This is a genomic window from Algoriphagus sp. SE2 (genome assembly GCF_039563885.1).
GTDB lineage: Bacteria > Bacteroidota > Bacteroidia > Cytophagales > Cyclobacteriaceae > Algoriphagus.
Genome location: NZ_JBCLWJ010000024.1, coordinates 1 through 14,995, shown reverse-complemented (window position 1 = coordinate 14,995; position 14,995 = coordinate 1). Strand labels below are relative to the sequence as shown.

The window sequence follows — 14,995 nt, the reverse complement described above, 5'->3', positions numbered from 1 at the left end:
AATTTAATAAACTAAGAAATTATTCAAACTCAAAGGAATTTTTAAATGGGCCTGTTAATAATTGTAAATTCAGGTAACCTGCTCCAATCTGGTAATGGTTTATATAGATTTATCGCTTTTGCTATCGGTCGAAGCCGAATACTTGGTGGCTTTTTTTCACCGTAAAAAAATATTAATTCTTCAATTACCTCAGGCTTCACTACTTCCAACCTAACAAGAGTAATCCCATCATAAATCATATTTAATTCTGTCCCAGCTGCTCTTGATAAATCGATTATACGCTTTGAATATTTAGGAAGTCTATCATTTACTTTAACAAAAACCGAAATACCAGTATCCACTCTTGTCACTTTTAGTACTGTCCCAAAAGGTAATGTTTTATGTGCCGCAGTTAAACTATCCATGTGAAAGATTTCCCCATTGGAAGTCTTTCTCAAATGAAATCTCTTACCATAAAAACTAGCTACCCCCTCTTGAATCAGCAAGGAATCACCTTCCACTTTTGCATGAGAAATTGTCCCTGAAAAGACGGCTATTAGCAGGAAAATCCACAGTCGCATGTTAACAAATTTCATTTCGGCTTGCCAGTCAATAAAAATGCCAATTGCTGTCATTCCCTTATTTTAGCTTGCAAGCGGCAAAGCATAAGATTAACTTAGTTTTTTACTTTTTCCAATCATTTATGATCAAAATCTTACATACAGCCGACTGGCATTTAGGCAAAAGACTTCAGGAATTTTCCAGATTAGAAGAGCAAAAGCTGGTGCTCGAAGAAATAATTAATATCGCTGATCAGGAAAATGTGGACTTGATTCTACTTGCTGGCGATATTTTCGACACTTTTAACCCCAATCATGAAGCAGTCGAACTTTTATATAAAACGCTTCGAAAGCTTTCGGAAAATGGGGAAAGACCTATTATCGCCATCTCAGGAAATCATGATAGCACCCAGTTCGTCGAGGCTCCGGATCCACTCGCAAGAGAATTGGGAATCCTGTTTTACAGCAGATACGACAGTATTATTCCTACGGGAAAACTAGACTCAGGAATTGAAATTACGAAATCAGAATCTGGATTTGTGGAGTTGAAACTTCCGAAGTCTGACTTTCCTATCCGAGTGATATTGGCGCCTTATGCCAACGAAACTTTACTAAAAACCTATCTCGGAGAAGGGGATCGTGAGGCGGAATTCAGAGAGATTTTACAAGAAAAATGGAAGCACCTCGCAAATAAATATTGTGATGAAAACGGCGTAAATATCTTCGTAGGTCATTTCTTTTTCATGAAAGAAGGAGAAAAGCCAGAAGCAGAACCTGAATCCGAAAGGCCGATTTTACATGTGGGAGGAACACAGGCCTTGTTCACGAAAAACATCCCCTCACAAATCCAATATGCGGCTCTGGGCCATTTGCATCGCTACCATTCAGTTGGCCACGAACACTGTCCCGTTGTGTATTCCAGTTCACCTTTGGCTTATTCTTTCAGCGAAGCAGATCAGGAAAAGAAAGTGGTCCTCATCGAGGCTCAACCAAGCCAAGCAGTGACCTGTAAAGCAATCGGCTTGAAACAAGGCAGGCCACTGTATCGAATGACTTTTGAAAAGTTGGAAGAAACGCTGACCTGGCTGGAAGAGAATCCTTATTGCTTTGTAGAAATCACGTACGTTACGGAGCATTCCATCGATGCAGCGACCAGAAAAGCGATTATGAAAGCCCACGATGGCATCGTCAACTTAATTCCACAAATCAAAAATCCACAAGGACAGGAAGGTTTTCATTTGAAAGTTGAAGATTTAGGAAAAGACATGAGTCACTTATTTCAACTGTTTTATAAAAGTGAAAAAGGTCAGGAACCCAACGAGGAACTGATGGAAATTTTTAGAGAAGTAATCAGTCAATCCAACGAAGCATGATCCCAATTAGACTGGAAATACAAGGGCTATATTCCTACCGGGAAAAGCAAGTCATCGAATTTGACCAACTGACAGCTGCTGGGCTTTTCGGGATTTTTGGAGCGGTCGGCAGCGGAAAATCCTCCATTTTGGAAGCCATACTTTTGGCACTTTATGGAAGTACTGAGCGTCTTTCTGATCGAGGTGAAAAGAACAGCATGCTCAACCTTCAAAGTGAGGAGCTATTGATCAATTTTGAATTTCAATCCGGAAAAAACAATGTGTCTTCATTTCTGGCGAGATATGCAGCGAAAAGAAATCCTAAAAGGTTTGAAGATGTTAAACCTGCCGAACATACATTTTACGAAAAAGTAGTAGGAAATTGGGAGCCGATCACTTCGAAAGCGGAAGAGATCATTGGCATGAAGAAGGAGCACTTCAAGCAAACAGTGATTATTCCTCAGGGAAAATTCAGAGAATTTATTGACCTAACGCCTGGTCCAAGAGCTGAAATGATGAAAGAATTGTTTGGCTTGGAGCGCTTTGATTTATCTGGAAAAACAGGGTCGCTTTTGAAGGCAGTCAGGGAAGAAAAAATCAGAATGGAAACCCAGCTTTCGGGATTAGAAGCTTTTACTCCGGAAATCCTCGAAGAAAAAATAGCCTCGCAAAAAATACAAAAAGTAGATTCAGAACAGCTTTCACTGAAATTGCAGCTTTCGGAAACTAAATTAAAACATCAGGAAAATCTTCATCAGAAATCTCAGCAACTCCACCAATTCCAAATGAATTATCAGGAATTGCTACTCAAAAAACCAGAAATCGAAGAAAAGAGACTCCTCCACAAAGAGTTTATTACAGCAAAAACTTATCTCAAGCCAGTTTGGGATCAAATAAATGATACCAAGAAAGAGTTGGAAAAGTACACAACCAGCGTGGTGGATTGTGAGCGTTTCAAAGTCCGATATGTGGAAGAGGTAAAAGTTTTGGAGAAGGAAGAGCGGAAATTAAAAGAAAAAAATCAGGAAAGACCTGCCAGGGAAGCTAAAATCAGGGATCTTAAAAAAGTATTAGAAATAAAACGAATGCAATCAAACCTTGATGAAGCGAATCAAAAACTTGAAACCTTAAAGCCAGAGATCGACAGCAAAAAAGCTTCACAGATAAAGTTGGAAGGTGAAATTTCAGGCCTTGAACAAGAAACTGAGAAGTTGGACAGCCCAGATGTAACAATTCTCTCTGCTTTTCAAACAGCTTTGAGAGATTGGTCAGTTTGGGAATCAGAAATATCAAAACTCACGAAAGACCGATATCAACTTCAAGAGGAAATAATAACAGTTAAAGGAAATGTTGCGAAGATTCATTCCAAGCTTCCATCCAAAGAAACAAATCTCGACTCCTGGCAAAAAAGTCAAAAGCAATACATTCTTAAACTGGAGTCAGAACGTGATAAAATTCTGCAAAAACAAGGCTTAGGCGTTCATGTTCATTTGCTGGAAGATGGAAATCCTTGTCCTCTTTGTGGAGCTTTAGAACATCCAAATCCCTTAAAATCAGAGGAAGAAAAGGCAGAACTAAAAGCCAAAAATGAAGAAATCAGTCTGGAAAAAGATAAACTAGAAACAATTCTGACTTTGATCCAGAAGGAAAAGGAATATCAGATTCATTTAGAAAATCATCAGAAAAACTATAGAGATAAAGAGGCTGAAATCGAGAAAATTAAAAAGTCATTGGCAGAAATGACTCAGATGGTTTCTAGCCATGGAATTACAAGCCAGGCTGATTTAAAAGCCAAAGTAGAAAGTCTCTCTGAAGCGGGAAAAACAAAGGAAAAGATACTGCAAAAGGTAAAGCTACTTCGCCAAACCTGGAATACACAACGACGCGAAATTGAGCTGACCGATAAACTTTTTCAGCAAGCGCTATTAAGTCAAAACACCATTAATGCTTCGATTTCTTCCAAAAAAGAAGAAATTAAAGATCCGACTTTTTGTAAGCCATTCTTTTCTAAGAGTGCAGATCAGATACAAGAGACCATTTTGAAAGTCGAAGCAGATATTGACGAAGCAATCAAATTATTAGAAGGAAAGCAGAAGCATCTCCGAGAAAAACGGGAGGCTCAAGCTTCTAATTTGACTAGTTTGAAGGGTTTTCAGGATCTTAAAACTGCATCGAGTGAAAAGCTCTCCAAACTTCAATCCGAATTTGAATACCTTAAAGAAACTTATGGTTTTACCGACGAGATAGCTTTGGTGAAACTATTTGAAAACTCACTGGATGCAGAAAAAGTCGATTTGGAAATCCGGGGATTTGACCAAAAAAATGCCATTACGGAAAGTAGAATCAATGAGCTCAAATCAGAAAAGGGAGTCATCGAATTTGATAAAGCGGCATTTTTCGAATTAAAAGAGTTGGTAGGAGAAATGAAAGCTAGAGTCGAATCGGTTCAAAACAGTTTATTACTTTTAAACGAAGAAATCAAAACGATCCAAAGCCAACTGGAAAACAAAAAAATATTGCTTGAAACCTACGGCAAACTAGAAAATCGGGAAAGCAATTTGAAAGAATTGGAGCGGCTTTTCAAAGGAAGTGGCTTTGTAAAATATGTGAGCTCGATTTATCTCAAGGAGCTTTGCAACACGGCAAATGTCCGGTTTATGAAATTGAGCAAAAATAGCTTGAGCCTGGAGATAGATGATGATAATACCTTTTGGGTCATTGATTATTTGAATGGAGGAAAACGTAGGTTACTGAAAACACTTTCTGGTGGGCAGACTTTTCAGGCATCTTTATGTCTTGCATTGGCTTTAGCAGAAAAAGTAAAATCAATCAACCAAGCCGATCAAAGCTTCTTTTTCTTGGATGAAGGTTTCGGAGCTTTAGATAGAAATGCCCTTCGTGTGGTTTTTGAAACCTTGAAATCTCTTCGTCATGAGAATAGAATCGTGGGGATTATTTCCCATGTGGAAGAATTACAGCAGGAAATCGGTGTATATGCTCAAGTCACTTTAGATCCCGATAAAGGCTCCCAGGTTACCTATTCATTCTAAAAAAAATCCCCGGCAAAGTCGGGGATTTTTTCAATAAGAAAATCACATTAAAATATTTTTATTGACCCATTCTATCTCTTCTTGGCGAATTGTATGTTCTGGATCATCAAAAAGCCAGGTTTTAACCTTCGCCCCCATTTTTTCCATAAGTGCGGCAGATTCTTTTATTCTGGTAGCTGGAACATGAAAATCCCGATCACTACTTCCAATAAATACTGGAGTGCCCTCGAAGTCCCCAGCATACTTTTCCGGTTGAAGTTTTTCACCGATTAAACCTCCGGTAAAAGCAATAATACCTCCAAGTTTCTGAGCATTCCTAGCTGCAAACTCCAAACTCAAACAAGCGCCTTGAGAAAACCCAATGAAATAAACCTGTTCCGGCTTAATGCCTGCATGTTCGATTTGCTTCCAAACAGATTCCAAAGTAGCAATTGAACTTTCCAGAGCTATCCTGTTCTGTTGGTCTGGTGCCATAAAACTATAAGGATACCAGGTATTACCTTCCCCTTGTGGCGCAAAAAGTGCAAAACCATTTAGATTGAGATGATTACTCAAAGTTAGTATACTGGAGGCTGTAGCACCACGTCCATGAATCAGTATAGCTGCTTTTTTAGCTTCATTTAATGGAATTCCTGCTTTTTTTATCTCAGGCATAGGATTCAGTTTTTAAGGAAACCGGAATCAAATTTTTCACAATTTCTTCACGGCTTGGTTCTGCCCATTCAGGTAATTTGATCAATTCACCTAAACGCGCTTCATCTTCATCAATAGCAAAGCCTGGCTCATCGGTAGCAATTTCAAACAGCACCCCTCCTGGCTCGCGGAAATAAATTGAAGTAAAATAATTTCTATCTTTTACTTCTGTCGTTTGATATCCATTTTCCATTAAAAGCTTTTGTATCTCTAATTGCGATTCTGAATTAGCTGTACGAAAGGCGATGTGATGGACAGTCCCCGCACTTTGCATTCCCCTATTTCCAGAAGGGTTTACTACGATATCCACAATATCTCCAGGTTTTCCTTGTGTTCCATATCGATACCGATCTCCTTCTTGGCCAATGAATTTGTAATTCATAAAACCAGTCAAAAGCTTTTCGGTTTGATCTTTTGCCCGAAGATTTAAGGTTGCTCCATAAAATCCTTTGATAGAATATTCTTTTGGAACTTGTCCATAGGTCCAACCAGTTCTATCGTCAGAATCAGTTGCCACCAACTCAATCCCCATCCCATCATGATCTTCAAAACGGATCAGTTTTGAACCAAATCGGGTCAGAACATCTGATACCGCTACTCCATATTTTTTCAACCTTTCGATCCAAAATTCCAAAGAATCAGAAGGGATAGAAAATGCGGTGTAGGTTAGTTCTCCAGTTCCTTTGGTGCCTTTTCTGGCTCCTGTAAAAGGGAAAGTAGTGAAGATTGTTCCAGGCCGCCCCAGCTCATCTCCAAAATAGAAATGATACACATCAGGCGCATCAAAATTGATGGTCTTTTTCACCAATCTCAAGCCTAGGATTCCTGAATAAAAATCGACATTGGCTTGAGGATTTCCAGCGATCGCTGTGATATGGTGTATTCCACTTATTAAAGTTTTCATGGATATCAGGGTATTTTATGAAAAAGCTATGAGAAAAAATCCCCATAGCTTCAAATTTAAATGATGGGTATTTTAAACTTAATCTGCCAATACAGGTTCAGTTTGCTTAACAAGTTGAACACTCAAATTTAGTCTTACCTGATCGCTTACTACCACAGAACCAGCTTCTGTCACTGCAGACCAAGAAAGCCCAAATTCTTTTCTATTTACTTTTCCTTCGATTTCAAATCCTGCTTTAGTTTGACCATATGGATCAGCAGTAACTCCTCCTAAATCAGCTGAAAGCTCTACCTCTTTGGTAGTTTCTCTCATAGTCAAGTCACCGATCAATTTATACTCTCCATCTTTTTCAGACAATTTACCCTCAAAAGATAATTTTGGATGGTTTTCCGCATCAAAGAAATCTGCAGACTTCAAGTGATTGTCTCTGTCAGTTTGGTTGGTATCAATACTGTCGATGTCAGCGGTGAATTTAACAGTAGCTCCATCAAAATTATCTGAAGCAGTTTCTAGACTTCCTTCAAATTTTCTGAAATAACCTGTTACAGTAGAAATTACTAGGTGCTTAACTTTGAATGAAACTTCAGAGTGAGTAGGGTCAATAATCCATTTAGTAGTTGCCATAATCTTTGTTGTTTTGTTTTGGTTTATAGTTATTTACTTGAATTGTTAATACATTAATTGTCTATACATTGATTAGAGTAAAAAAAGTTACCCTCTCAATTTGTCCAAGAGATCGTTAAGTTGGTTTACTTCATCTATGTTTAAATGAACGAACATCTTATTACCTTTTTCTACTTTTAATTGTAGCTCAGTCAATATTTTCAGGCCTTTTTCGGTGATTAGTACATCCACCTGTCTTCTATCATTTGGACATTCGGAACGCTTTACAAAACCTTTGAGCTTTAACTTTTCAATGAGTCTTGAAGCGTTGGACATTTTATTTAACATCCTTTCTTGTATAGAGGAAACTGTTGTCGGCACGCCATTCTGACCTCTTAGGATCCTAAGAACATTATATTGTTCTGGAGAAATACCATAAGGTTTGAATAAAGCATTTTGGGATGTAACTAAGAAGCTGTTGGTATACAATAAATTAACAACAACCTTGTTATAAGGGTCCTTAAATTCTTTTTGTTGTATTGCTTCTTCGATTTTCACCATTTTACTGCAATTGTATTTAATGTATATACATGTAAATCTAGGAAAAGGTTTCATAAAAACAAAAAATAATTAGTAATTATCTGAAAATCAGGAATTGAGAGACAATAAAAATCAAATCAAAAATTTCTTCTCAATAAAAACTTGACTTAAATACTTGATTAAAAAGATTAACTATTCTCAATCAACCAATCGCCGATTAACCGATTGATTACTTTGGGTTTCTCTATACAACTACTATGCCCAGCACCGGGAACACGATGCAATTTTGAATCTGGGATACCCATTTGGATAAATTTGGCTTTTTCAGGTCTTGTTGCAACATCCTCATCTCCTACAATTATCATGGTAGGACAAGTAATAAATTTCAATTCTTCCTCCACTCCCTTTCGATATATAACTCCCTCTACAGGTCCAGTTATAGATTTATGATTAGACATCAGTTCTTTCTTCCAAAAATCTACTTTCTCCTTGTTGATTGGATTCATTAGCCAGCTTTCAGCAAACATGATAGGCATAACTTTTTTTGCCACAGGCCTAATAACACCAAACCACTTCACTATACTGCTTAAGGTTTTATACTTTGGTAAATTCTCTACGGGCTCAGAATTTGCCGAGGTTTCTAAAAGAATTAGGCTTTTAACAATCTCTGGATGTCTTGCCGCCATACGCATCCCAATAAATCCACCCATAGATAGCCCAGCAAAATGTACAGGTTTATTACAAAGTGATTTAATTAACAAAAAAGCATCTTCGGTAAGCGTATCCATGTCGTAAGGAGTCTTAACTTCACTTTCTCCTTGCCCTCTATGATCAAATGCTATTACTCTAAATCTAGCGGACAAAAACTCGACTTGCGCCTCAAACATTTTGTGGCTCCAAAGTAGTCCATGTGAGAAAACAATTGTTTCCTCTCCAATACCTTGATCTGTGTAGAATAACTTGACATTATTTACTATAATATGAGGCATAGGTTTGGAGATTTAAAAATGAACCGGGTCAATTTCTAGTAAGCTAACAAAACAACCCGGTTCTAAGTTTTAATTCTTTATAAAATTACCAATCCAGTCCTGGTTGGGTAATTTTTACGCTTCCTTCTTCAGCTTTAGCTTTTTCAACAATCTCTTTTACATCTTCCAAAAGCTTTTTAGCATCATAGACGATTCCATCTTTAACTGTGTATTTCACACCACCTACTCTGATTGCTTTATTATTTTCATCAATTCTAATTGCACCGGTTCCATAAAGCACTTTCAAATTCTGAAGCGGATTCTCCTCCACGATTACAAAATCGGCTAATTTACCAACTTCCACCGTTCCGATCTCTTCATCCATCCCCATCAACTCGGCACCATACATCGTTGCAGATCTTATTACCTCCAATGGATGAAATCCTGCTTCTTGAAGTAATTCAAGCTCTCGGATATAAGCAAATCCATATAATTGGTAGATAAACCCAGAATCAGAACCTGCAGTTACTCTTCCTCCACGATTTTTGTATTCATTTACAAAAGTCATCCAAAGTTTATAGTTCTCCTTCCACTGGATTTCTAATGCGGTCGTCCAATCAAACCAATAGGAACCATGAGACTGTCTACTTGGCTCATAAAACTTCCAGAGTGAAGGCAAGGTATAGACCTCATGCCATTCAGCTCTTTGTGCTCTCATAAGATCTCTATTCGCTTCGTAAATATTGAACGTGGGATCTAGGGTGAAATCCAATGCCAACAATTCATTCATCACATTATTCCAATGTTCTGAATAGGGTTTAGCAGCCTGCTGCCAAAGTTTACCGGCCTCAGAAAATCTATGCTGTTCATTTTGATAATTGTAATCAACTGGAAAATCCTGTATCGTTCTATCTTCAAAAAGAGCTTCAGGTAATCCATACCAGTGCTCCATTGAAGTAAGGCCTGCTCTGGCAGAATTTAGTACATTCCATCTAGCGACATCCATTTGAGCATGATGCATCGCAGAACGAAGACCTATTTTCTTATTTTCAGAAATAGCTGCCTGCATAACTTCAGGTTTTGCCCCGAAGAATTTAATTCCATCTGCTCCTTTTGCCTTATTTGAATTCACCCATGATTTTGCTTCTTCAGCATTGGTTATAGGTCCTTCAGAACCTTGCCCAAAAGAGGTGTAGGCCAATATTCGAGGTGCGGTAATCTCATTTTTATTCGATCTTTCACGCTGGTCTAATACCCATTCTAAGCCATTTCCGGCAGAAGGATCCCTAATTGTAGTTATCCCATGAGCTAACCAAAGTTTAAAGACATATTCCGCAGGTGTTCCTTGACCTCGACCGCCAATATGAGCATGTGAATCTATAAAGCCAGGCATTAAATAATGTCCATCTAAATCATACACCTTATCATTTTCGCCTGCTTTGGGTCTTCTGTTTTCATTAATTGGAAGACCCGGATAACCAACCACTTGAATTTGTGCGATTCTATTCTCCTCCACTACAATATCGACGGGACCAATCGGTGGTGCTCCGGTACCATCGATTAAAATGACACCTCTTAAAATGAGGCGATCATATTGGCCATCCCCTTCGATACGGTCAGGAGCTGGTTCAATTTGTGCATAGGCTGAGGTAGAAAGAAAGCCACAGAATAATGCAATTAGAAGCAAAGATTTTTTCATAGTTGATGGTTTGAATATTAACGAGCAATAAGATAATGCAAATTGCTGCAACAAAAAATCAGAAAAGGATGAACTGCTTAAACAAAAAAAGCTCTTTGGATAACCAAAGAGCTCTTATAAAAGGAAAGAACCTTATTATAAATCTTTAAACTTTTCCATGATATCTTCCGAAATTCCGGTAAAAGAATAACCTCCATCGTGAAAAAGATTTTGCATCGTTACCATTCGGGTAAGATCAGAGAACATCGTTACAATATAATCCGCACAACTTTCAGCAGAAGCATTTCCAAGGGGTGATAAAGCATCCGCAAAGTTGTAAAATGAATCAAAACCTCCTATTCCAGTTCCAGCAGTTGTCTTTGTTGGAGACTGTGAGATAGTATTAACACGGACATTTTTAAGTTTGCCAAATCTATATCCATATCCTCTAGCAATGCTCTCTAACAAAGATTTTGCATCAGCCATATCAGTGTAGAAAGGGAATACTCGCTGTGCAGCGATGTAGGATAGTCCAACAATGGATCCCCATTCTTTCATTACATCCATCTTTTCCGCCACTTGCATCATTTTATGAAACGAAATTGCAGAAACATCATATGACTTCATCGCCCAATCATAGTTCAAGTCACCGTAAGAACGCCCCTTTCTGATATTGGGAGACATTCCGATGGAATGAAGAATAAAATCAAAATCTCCTCCCAAATATTCCTTCGCTTCAGTATAAAGCTTTTCAATATCTTCGAGACTCGTAGCATCCGCTGGAATTACAATGGTCTCACATTCTTTTGCAAGATCATTAATTGCACCCATCCTCATGGCAATCGGTGCATTTGTCAATACAAATTTAGCTCCTTGTTCTTTGGCTTTCAGAGCGGTTTTCCATGCAATGGAATTCTCGTCAAGGGCACCAGTGATGATACCTAGTTTTCCTTTCAGCAAATTTTCTGGCATATACTATTGGGTTGATTTCAAAAATAAGGGTAAAAATAGAGAAAATTTGGCATTCGGTCCCTACCAAAGGAGATCAGACTCTTAACTTATCGTTTTAAAAGTTCTTTCGCACTTTCGATAGCCGAGTTGGTAGGATTAGCTCCTCCGATCATTTTTGCTAATTCCATTACCCTTTCGCTAGCATCCAATTCCTTTATTTTACTTACTGTCTTTTGGGATGAATTGTCTTTATAAACAAAATAATGAACATCTCCTTGTCCTGCCACCTGTGGTAAGTGAGTAATGCAAATAACCTGATGGTTTTTAGATATTTCCTTCATCATTCTTACCATCTGCAAGGCTACTTCTCCAGAGATTCCAGAGTCTATTTCATCGAAAATTAATGTGGGCAAGGCCATTTTATCTGCCATTAGATATTTAATGGCAAAAAGCAATCGAGAAAACTCTCCTCCAGATGCAACTTTCTTTAAAGGCTGTAAAGAAGCCCCTTTATTTGCTGAAAAAAGTAATTCAATTTCGTCTAACCCTGAAGCTGTTGGAGAGCTGGGGTTCTGCTCCACTTTAAGCTTCGCATTTTCCATTCCTAATTCAGCCAACAAATTTTCCATTTGCTTCTGGAATGCTGAAAAACAAGAGCTTCTTTTCTTGCTTAAAGCATTTCCTGATTTAATAAGAGACTCCTCTGCTTTCTTAAGTTGATCCTTTGCAAAAGTTAATGTCTCATCTAAATTCTGAAACTGAAAAACTTTATCTGCCAATTCAGACTCCAAAGCAATTAATTCCTCAATTGTAGAAACTCCATGTTTCTTTTGGAGCTGATAAATTTTGCTCAATCGCTCTCTAATTTCATCTAATCGATCAAAATCAACTTCCACTTCAGACTCTTCACTTCTTAGCGATTCTGACAAATCTTTAAGCTCTATATTTAAACTTTGGAATCTCTCTTTTAAGGGCTCAAACTTATGTGCCAATCTGGCTAAGACTCCCATATTTTGCTGAACCTGATTCATCCCCTGACTAATCCCAAATTGCTCATCTTCAAAGAGTAAGAGCATTTCATTAATCTTTAGCTTTATTTCCTCAGCATTTTCAAGAACTTCCTGATTTGATTCCAACTCTGATTGCTCACCCTGCTTTAATGACAGAGCACTTAATTCCTCCAGCTGAAATTGGTTGAAATCCGCTTCCTTCTGTAATTCTTGGGCTTTCTGTTTTAATTCCTCAAATGCCTTTTGATTCTTTTTGAATGCTTTAAAATCTGACTTATACGTTTTTAATTCAGATTGACTTTGAGCAAAAGCATCAATCAAATTTAATTGATAAGATCCTGTCCCCAATTGTAAGGTATCATGCTGGGAATGAACATCCATTAATTTAGACCCCAAATATTTCAGTGTCTCAAGAAGAACTGGCGTATCATTGATGAAAGAACGAGACTTCCCACTCGGGCTAATTTCCCTTCTGATTATACAAGTAGTATCGTAATCAAGATCTTCTTGCTCAAAAAATTCTTTCAGTCCATAAGCCCCAATTTCAAAAACACCTTCAACTATGCATTTTTTATTATCAAAAAGTAAAACTTTTGTATCTGCTCTATTTCCTAGTAGTAAACCAACTGCCCCAAGCATAATAGATTTTCCTGCACCTGTTTCACCTGTAATCATACTCAACCCACAACTTGGCTTCATCAGCAAGTGATCGATTAAAGCATAATTTTGAATACTAAGTGATATAAGCATGGGTAATTAACAGGAAAAGCACAAAGTTATAAATCGGAATTAGCTTTTCAGTAACTCATTATATTTTCTCGCATTATTTGGGTCTACTTCAAGTAGAAGTTCGACTAATTCTGTCCTTATTTCCAAAGAGGCATTTTTGAAAACTTGGGAAATTTCATCCCCTTTAGCATCCATAAATGTAATGGTAAGAATACCGTTGGGTTGGGCTTTGTTTGCTTCAGCTACCATTTTTACAGCCTCAAGCATGTTTTGGTAAGCTTTTTCAGGGTCTACCTGTAGAATATCTAAGCCTTGACGATGATACAAATAGTACGCTTCTCTTATTGGGGAATAAACAGATGAAGTATAAAGATCATTTATTAACCAATACCTGTTTCTCCGATCTGTTGGACTTTGTACCCAACCCGGTCTTCCTGATTGTTGGGCATTATTTACTATATCGTTTGCTATTTCAAAGAAATCATCTCCTCCTTTACTGGAGAAGCTATCATAATCAAGTCCCAAAGCAATATGTGCATAATACCCTAATAAGGAACTGATATTGTTCAAAAAATTAAACCTATTAAACTCTAAAGGTTGTGATTCGATGTACTCAAAATTCCAATTCCTATCAGCAAAATTAAAAAGCAAAGACTCATAGTTTGTCCCGTAAATAGGCCTCACGGTCTGAATCTGAACAGTAGCATTATAAACTCCCACCTGAGGAACGTCATTAATTGTAATAAGTAGATTCCCCTTAATTCTCTCTTCAGGTCGGAACTCATCATTAGTCCAGGATCTACCATTCAGGAATTGTTCAAAGCTAGTTTTCATGGTAGAAAACACAGTAGTATTCTGTATTCTAGCTCGATCACTATTAATAATTACTGTAAAGTTTAATTCCTGAGTGAACCCAAAATGAGCTACAAGAATCAAAATCAAGCATAAAATCGCTTTCTTCATAGCTTTAAAAATAAGGAAATAATCAAGCTTAAACCCCAATTGGTGCTAATTTGATTTGGTCTAAAATCAATTCTGCAATTTTTGATTTTTCTGCAACTTCGGAGCTTATTGACCCTCCTCCCGACCCATAAATATGAACTCTATTTGTATCTACCTGAAAACCAGCTCCACTTTCTTTCATCGAGTTTAAAACGATCAAATCAAAGTTTTTCTTATCTAACTTGGCTTTTGCATTTTCTGCCTCATTTTCTGTCTCCAAAGCAAAACCTATATGAAGCTGGCCTGGTTTTTTGATTTTACCTAATTCAAAAGCAATATCAACGTTTTTAACCATCTTAATTGTAAGTTCTGAATCGCTCTTTTTAATTTTCTCAGGAGCAATTTCCGCTGGTGCATAATCAGCAACTGCCGCAGCAAAAACACAAATGTCCATTTTTGCTTGGAGTAATTTAGCCTCATGATACATTTCCTTCGCTGACTTCACGTCTTTCCAATGAAAAGATTCTTTATCTACCTTCAACGAAATCGGTCCTGAAATCACATAGACTTCAGCCCCTCTATTTCTAAAAGCATTTGCTAAGGCGATCCCCATTTTACCACTGGAATGGTTACTGATAAACCGGACTGGGTCCAAAGCTTCTTGAGTTGGCCCCATTGTAATAAGAACCTTCTTCTTTTTAAAATCTTCTCTATCCTTAAAAAATTTCTCTAATCTTTTTAGAATGTTTTCTGGTTCCATCATTCTTCCTTGGCCGGATAAACCACTAGCCAATTCACCCGATTCAGGATCCAAAATATTATTCCCAAAAGAGTTTAGCTTTGCTAGATTAGCCTGAACAGAGGGGTGTTGGAACATATCTAGATCCATAGCCGGAGCAAGTATTACGGGGCATCTAGCTGAAAGATATGTAGCTGTCAAAAGATTGTCACAAAGACCGTTTGCAAATTTGGCAATGGAATTTGCAGTTATAGGGGCTACTAAAAATAAATCTGCCCAAAGTCCAAGTTCTACGTG

At 37.7% G+C, this 14,995-nt stretch carries 13 protein-coding genes; 2 read left to right on the top strand and 11 right to left on the bottom strand.

Features of this window, described 5'->3' with window-relative positions:
- Positions 1 to 41 precede the first annotated feature (41 nt).
- Positions 42 to 614 (bottom strand): septal ring lytic transglycosylase RlpA family protein, encoded by a 573-nt coding sequence (locus tag AAGF08_RS19005; RefSeq protein WP_343512982.1) that lies wholly within the window; start codon positions 612 to 614, stop codon positions 42 to 44.
- Between the two features lie 68 nt (positions 615 to 682).
- Between AAGF08_RS19005 and AAGF08_RS19000 the strand changes: the two genes are divergently transcribed.
- Both AAGF08_RS19000 and AAGF08_RS18995 read left to right on the top strand, forming a co-directional pair.
- Positions 683 to 1,912 carry an exonuclease subunit SbcD gene (locus AAGF08_RS19000; protein WP_343512981.1) on the top strand — a complete coding sequence of 410 codons (1,230 nt, stop codon included), beginning with the start codon at positions 683 to 685 and terminating at the stop codon, positions 1,910 to 1,912.
- Positions 1,909 to 4,941 carry an SMC family ATPase gene (locus AAGF08_RS18995; protein WP_343512980.1) on the top strand — a complete coding sequence of 1,011 codons (3,033 nt, stop codon included), beginning with the start codon at positions 1,909 to 1,911 and terminating at the stop codon, positions 4,939 to 4,941. The genes AAGF08_RS19000 and AAGF08_RS18995 overlap by 4 nt, the downstream gene beginning before the upstream one ends.
- A gap of 42 nt (positions 4,942 to 4,983) precedes the next feature.
- Here AAGF08_RS18995 and AAGF08_RS18990 read toward each other — a convergent pair whose 3' ends face one another.
- From AAGF08_RS18990 to coaBC, 10 genes are all read right to left on the bottom strand, one after another.
- Positions 4,984 to 5,595, bottom strand: a complete 612-nt coding sequence (locus tag AAGF08_RS18990) for a dienelactone hydrolase family protein (protein ID WP_343512979.1) — start codon at positions 5,593 to 5,595, stop codon at positions 4,984 to 4,986.
- Positions 5,588 to 6,538, bottom strand: a complete 951-nt coding sequence (locus AAGF08_RS18985) for a ring-cleaving dioxygenase (protein WP_343512978.1) — start codon at positions 6,536 to 6,538, stop codon at positions 5,588 to 5,590. Before AAGF08_RS18985 ends, AAGF08_RS18990 begins: the two co-directional genes overlap by 8 nt.
- 78 nt (positions 6,539 to 6,616) lie before the next feature.
- Positions 6,617 to 7,162, bottom strand: a complete 546-nt coding sequence (locus AAGF08_RS18980) for a YceI family protein (RefSeq protein WP_343512977.1) — start codon at positions 7,160 to 7,162, stop codon at positions 6,617 to 6,619.
- A gap of 87 nt (positions 7,163 to 7,249) precedes the next feature.
- Positions 7,250 to 7,702, bottom strand: coding sequence for a MarR family transcriptional regulator (locus tag AAGF08_RS18975; RefSeq protein WP_343512976.1), 453 nt, complete (start codon positions 7,700 to 7,702; stop codon positions 7,250 to 7,252).
- A gap of 167 nt (positions 7,703 to 7,869) precedes the next feature.
- Positions 7,870 to 8,670, bottom strand: a complete 801-nt coding sequence (locus AAGF08_RS18970; RefSeq protein WP_343512975.1) for an alpha/beta hydrolase — start codon at positions 8,668 to 8,670, stop codon at positions 7,870 to 7,872.
- 85 nt (positions 8,671 to 8,755) lie between these two features.
- Positions 8,756 to 10,348, bottom strand: a complete 1,593-nt coding sequence (locus AAGF08_RS18965) for an amidohydrolase family protein (protein WP_343512974.1) — start codon at positions 10,346 to 10,348, stop codon at positions 8,756 to 8,758.
- Between the two features lie 135 nt (positions 10,349 to 10,483).
- Positions 10,484 to 11,299 (bottom strand): SDR family oxidoreductase, encoded by an 816-nt coding sequence (locus AAGF08_RS18960; protein ID WP_343512973.1) that lies wholly within the window; start codon positions 11,297 to 11,299, stop codon positions 10,484 to 10,486.
- An 86-nt stretch (positions 11,300 to 11,385) separates the two neighbouring features.
- Positions 11,386 to 13,038, bottom strand: coding sequence for a DNA repair protein RecN (gene recN / locus AAGF08_RS18955; protein WP_343512972.1), 1,653 nt, complete (start codon positions 13,036 to 13,038; stop codon positions 11,386 to 11,388).
- Positions 13,039 to 13,077: 39 nt separating this feature from the next.
- Positions 13,078 to 13,980, bottom strand: a complete 903-nt coding sequence (locus AAGF08_RS18950; protein ID WP_343512971.1) for a DUF4835 family protein — start codon at positions 13,978 to 13,980, stop codon at positions 13,078 to 13,080.
- Positions 13,981 to 14,008: 28 nt separating this feature from the next.
- On the bottom strand, positions 14,009 to 14,995 hold a 987-nt coding region (gene coaBC / locus AAGF08_RS18945), incomplete at its 5' end, for a bifunctional phosphopantothenoylcysteine decarboxylase/phosphopantothenate--cysteine ligase CoaBC (protein ID WP_343512970.1).

Coding starts and splice junctions, on each gene's coding strand:
- AAGF08_RS18975 (WP_343512976.1), bottom strand. CDS start 7,702: ATGGTGAAAATCGAAGAAGCAATACAACAAAAAGAATTTAAGGACCCT.
- AAGF08_RS18950 (WP_343512971.1), bottom strand. CDS start 13,980: ATGAAGAAAGCGATTTTATGCTTGATTTTGATTCTTGTAGCTCATTTT.
- AAGF08_RS18980 (WP_343512977.1), bottom strand. CDS start 7,162: ATGGCAACTACTAAATGGATTATTGACCCTACTCACTCTGAAGTTTCA.
- AAGF08_RS18995 (WP_343512980.1), top strand. CDS start 1,909: ATGATCCCAATTAGACTGGAAATACAAGGGCTATATTCCTACCGGGAA.
- AAGF08_RS19000 (WP_343512981.1), top strand. CDS start 683: ATGATCAAAATCTTACATACAGCCGACTGGCATTTAGGCAAAAGACTT.
- recN (WP_343512972.1), bottom strand. CDS start 13,038: ATGCTTATATCACTTAGTATTCAAAATTATGCTTTAATCGATCACTTG.
- AAGF08_RS18985 (WP_343512978.1), bottom strand. CDS start 6,538: ATGAAAACTTTAATAAGTGGAATACACCATATCACAGCGATCGCTGGA.
- AAGF08_RS18960 (WP_343512973.1), bottom strand. CDS start 11,299: ATGCCAGAAAATTTGCTGAAAGGAAAACTAGGTATCATCACTGGTGCC.
- AAGF08_RS19005 (WP_343512982.1), bottom strand. CDS start 614: ATGACAGCAATTGGCATTTTTATTGACTGGCAAGCCGAAATGAAATTT.
- AAGF08_RS18965 (WP_343512974.1), bottom strand. CDS start 10,348: ATGAAAAAATCTTTGCTTCTAATTGCATTATTCTGTGGCTTTCTTTCT.
- AAGF08_RS18990 (WP_343512979.1), bottom strand. CDS start 5,595: ATGCCTGAGATAAAAAAAGCAGGAATTCCATTAAATGAAGCTAAAAAA.
- AAGF08_RS18970 (WP_343512975.1), bottom strand. CDS start 8,670: ATGCCTCATATTATAGTAAATAATGTCAAGTTATTCTACACAGATCAA.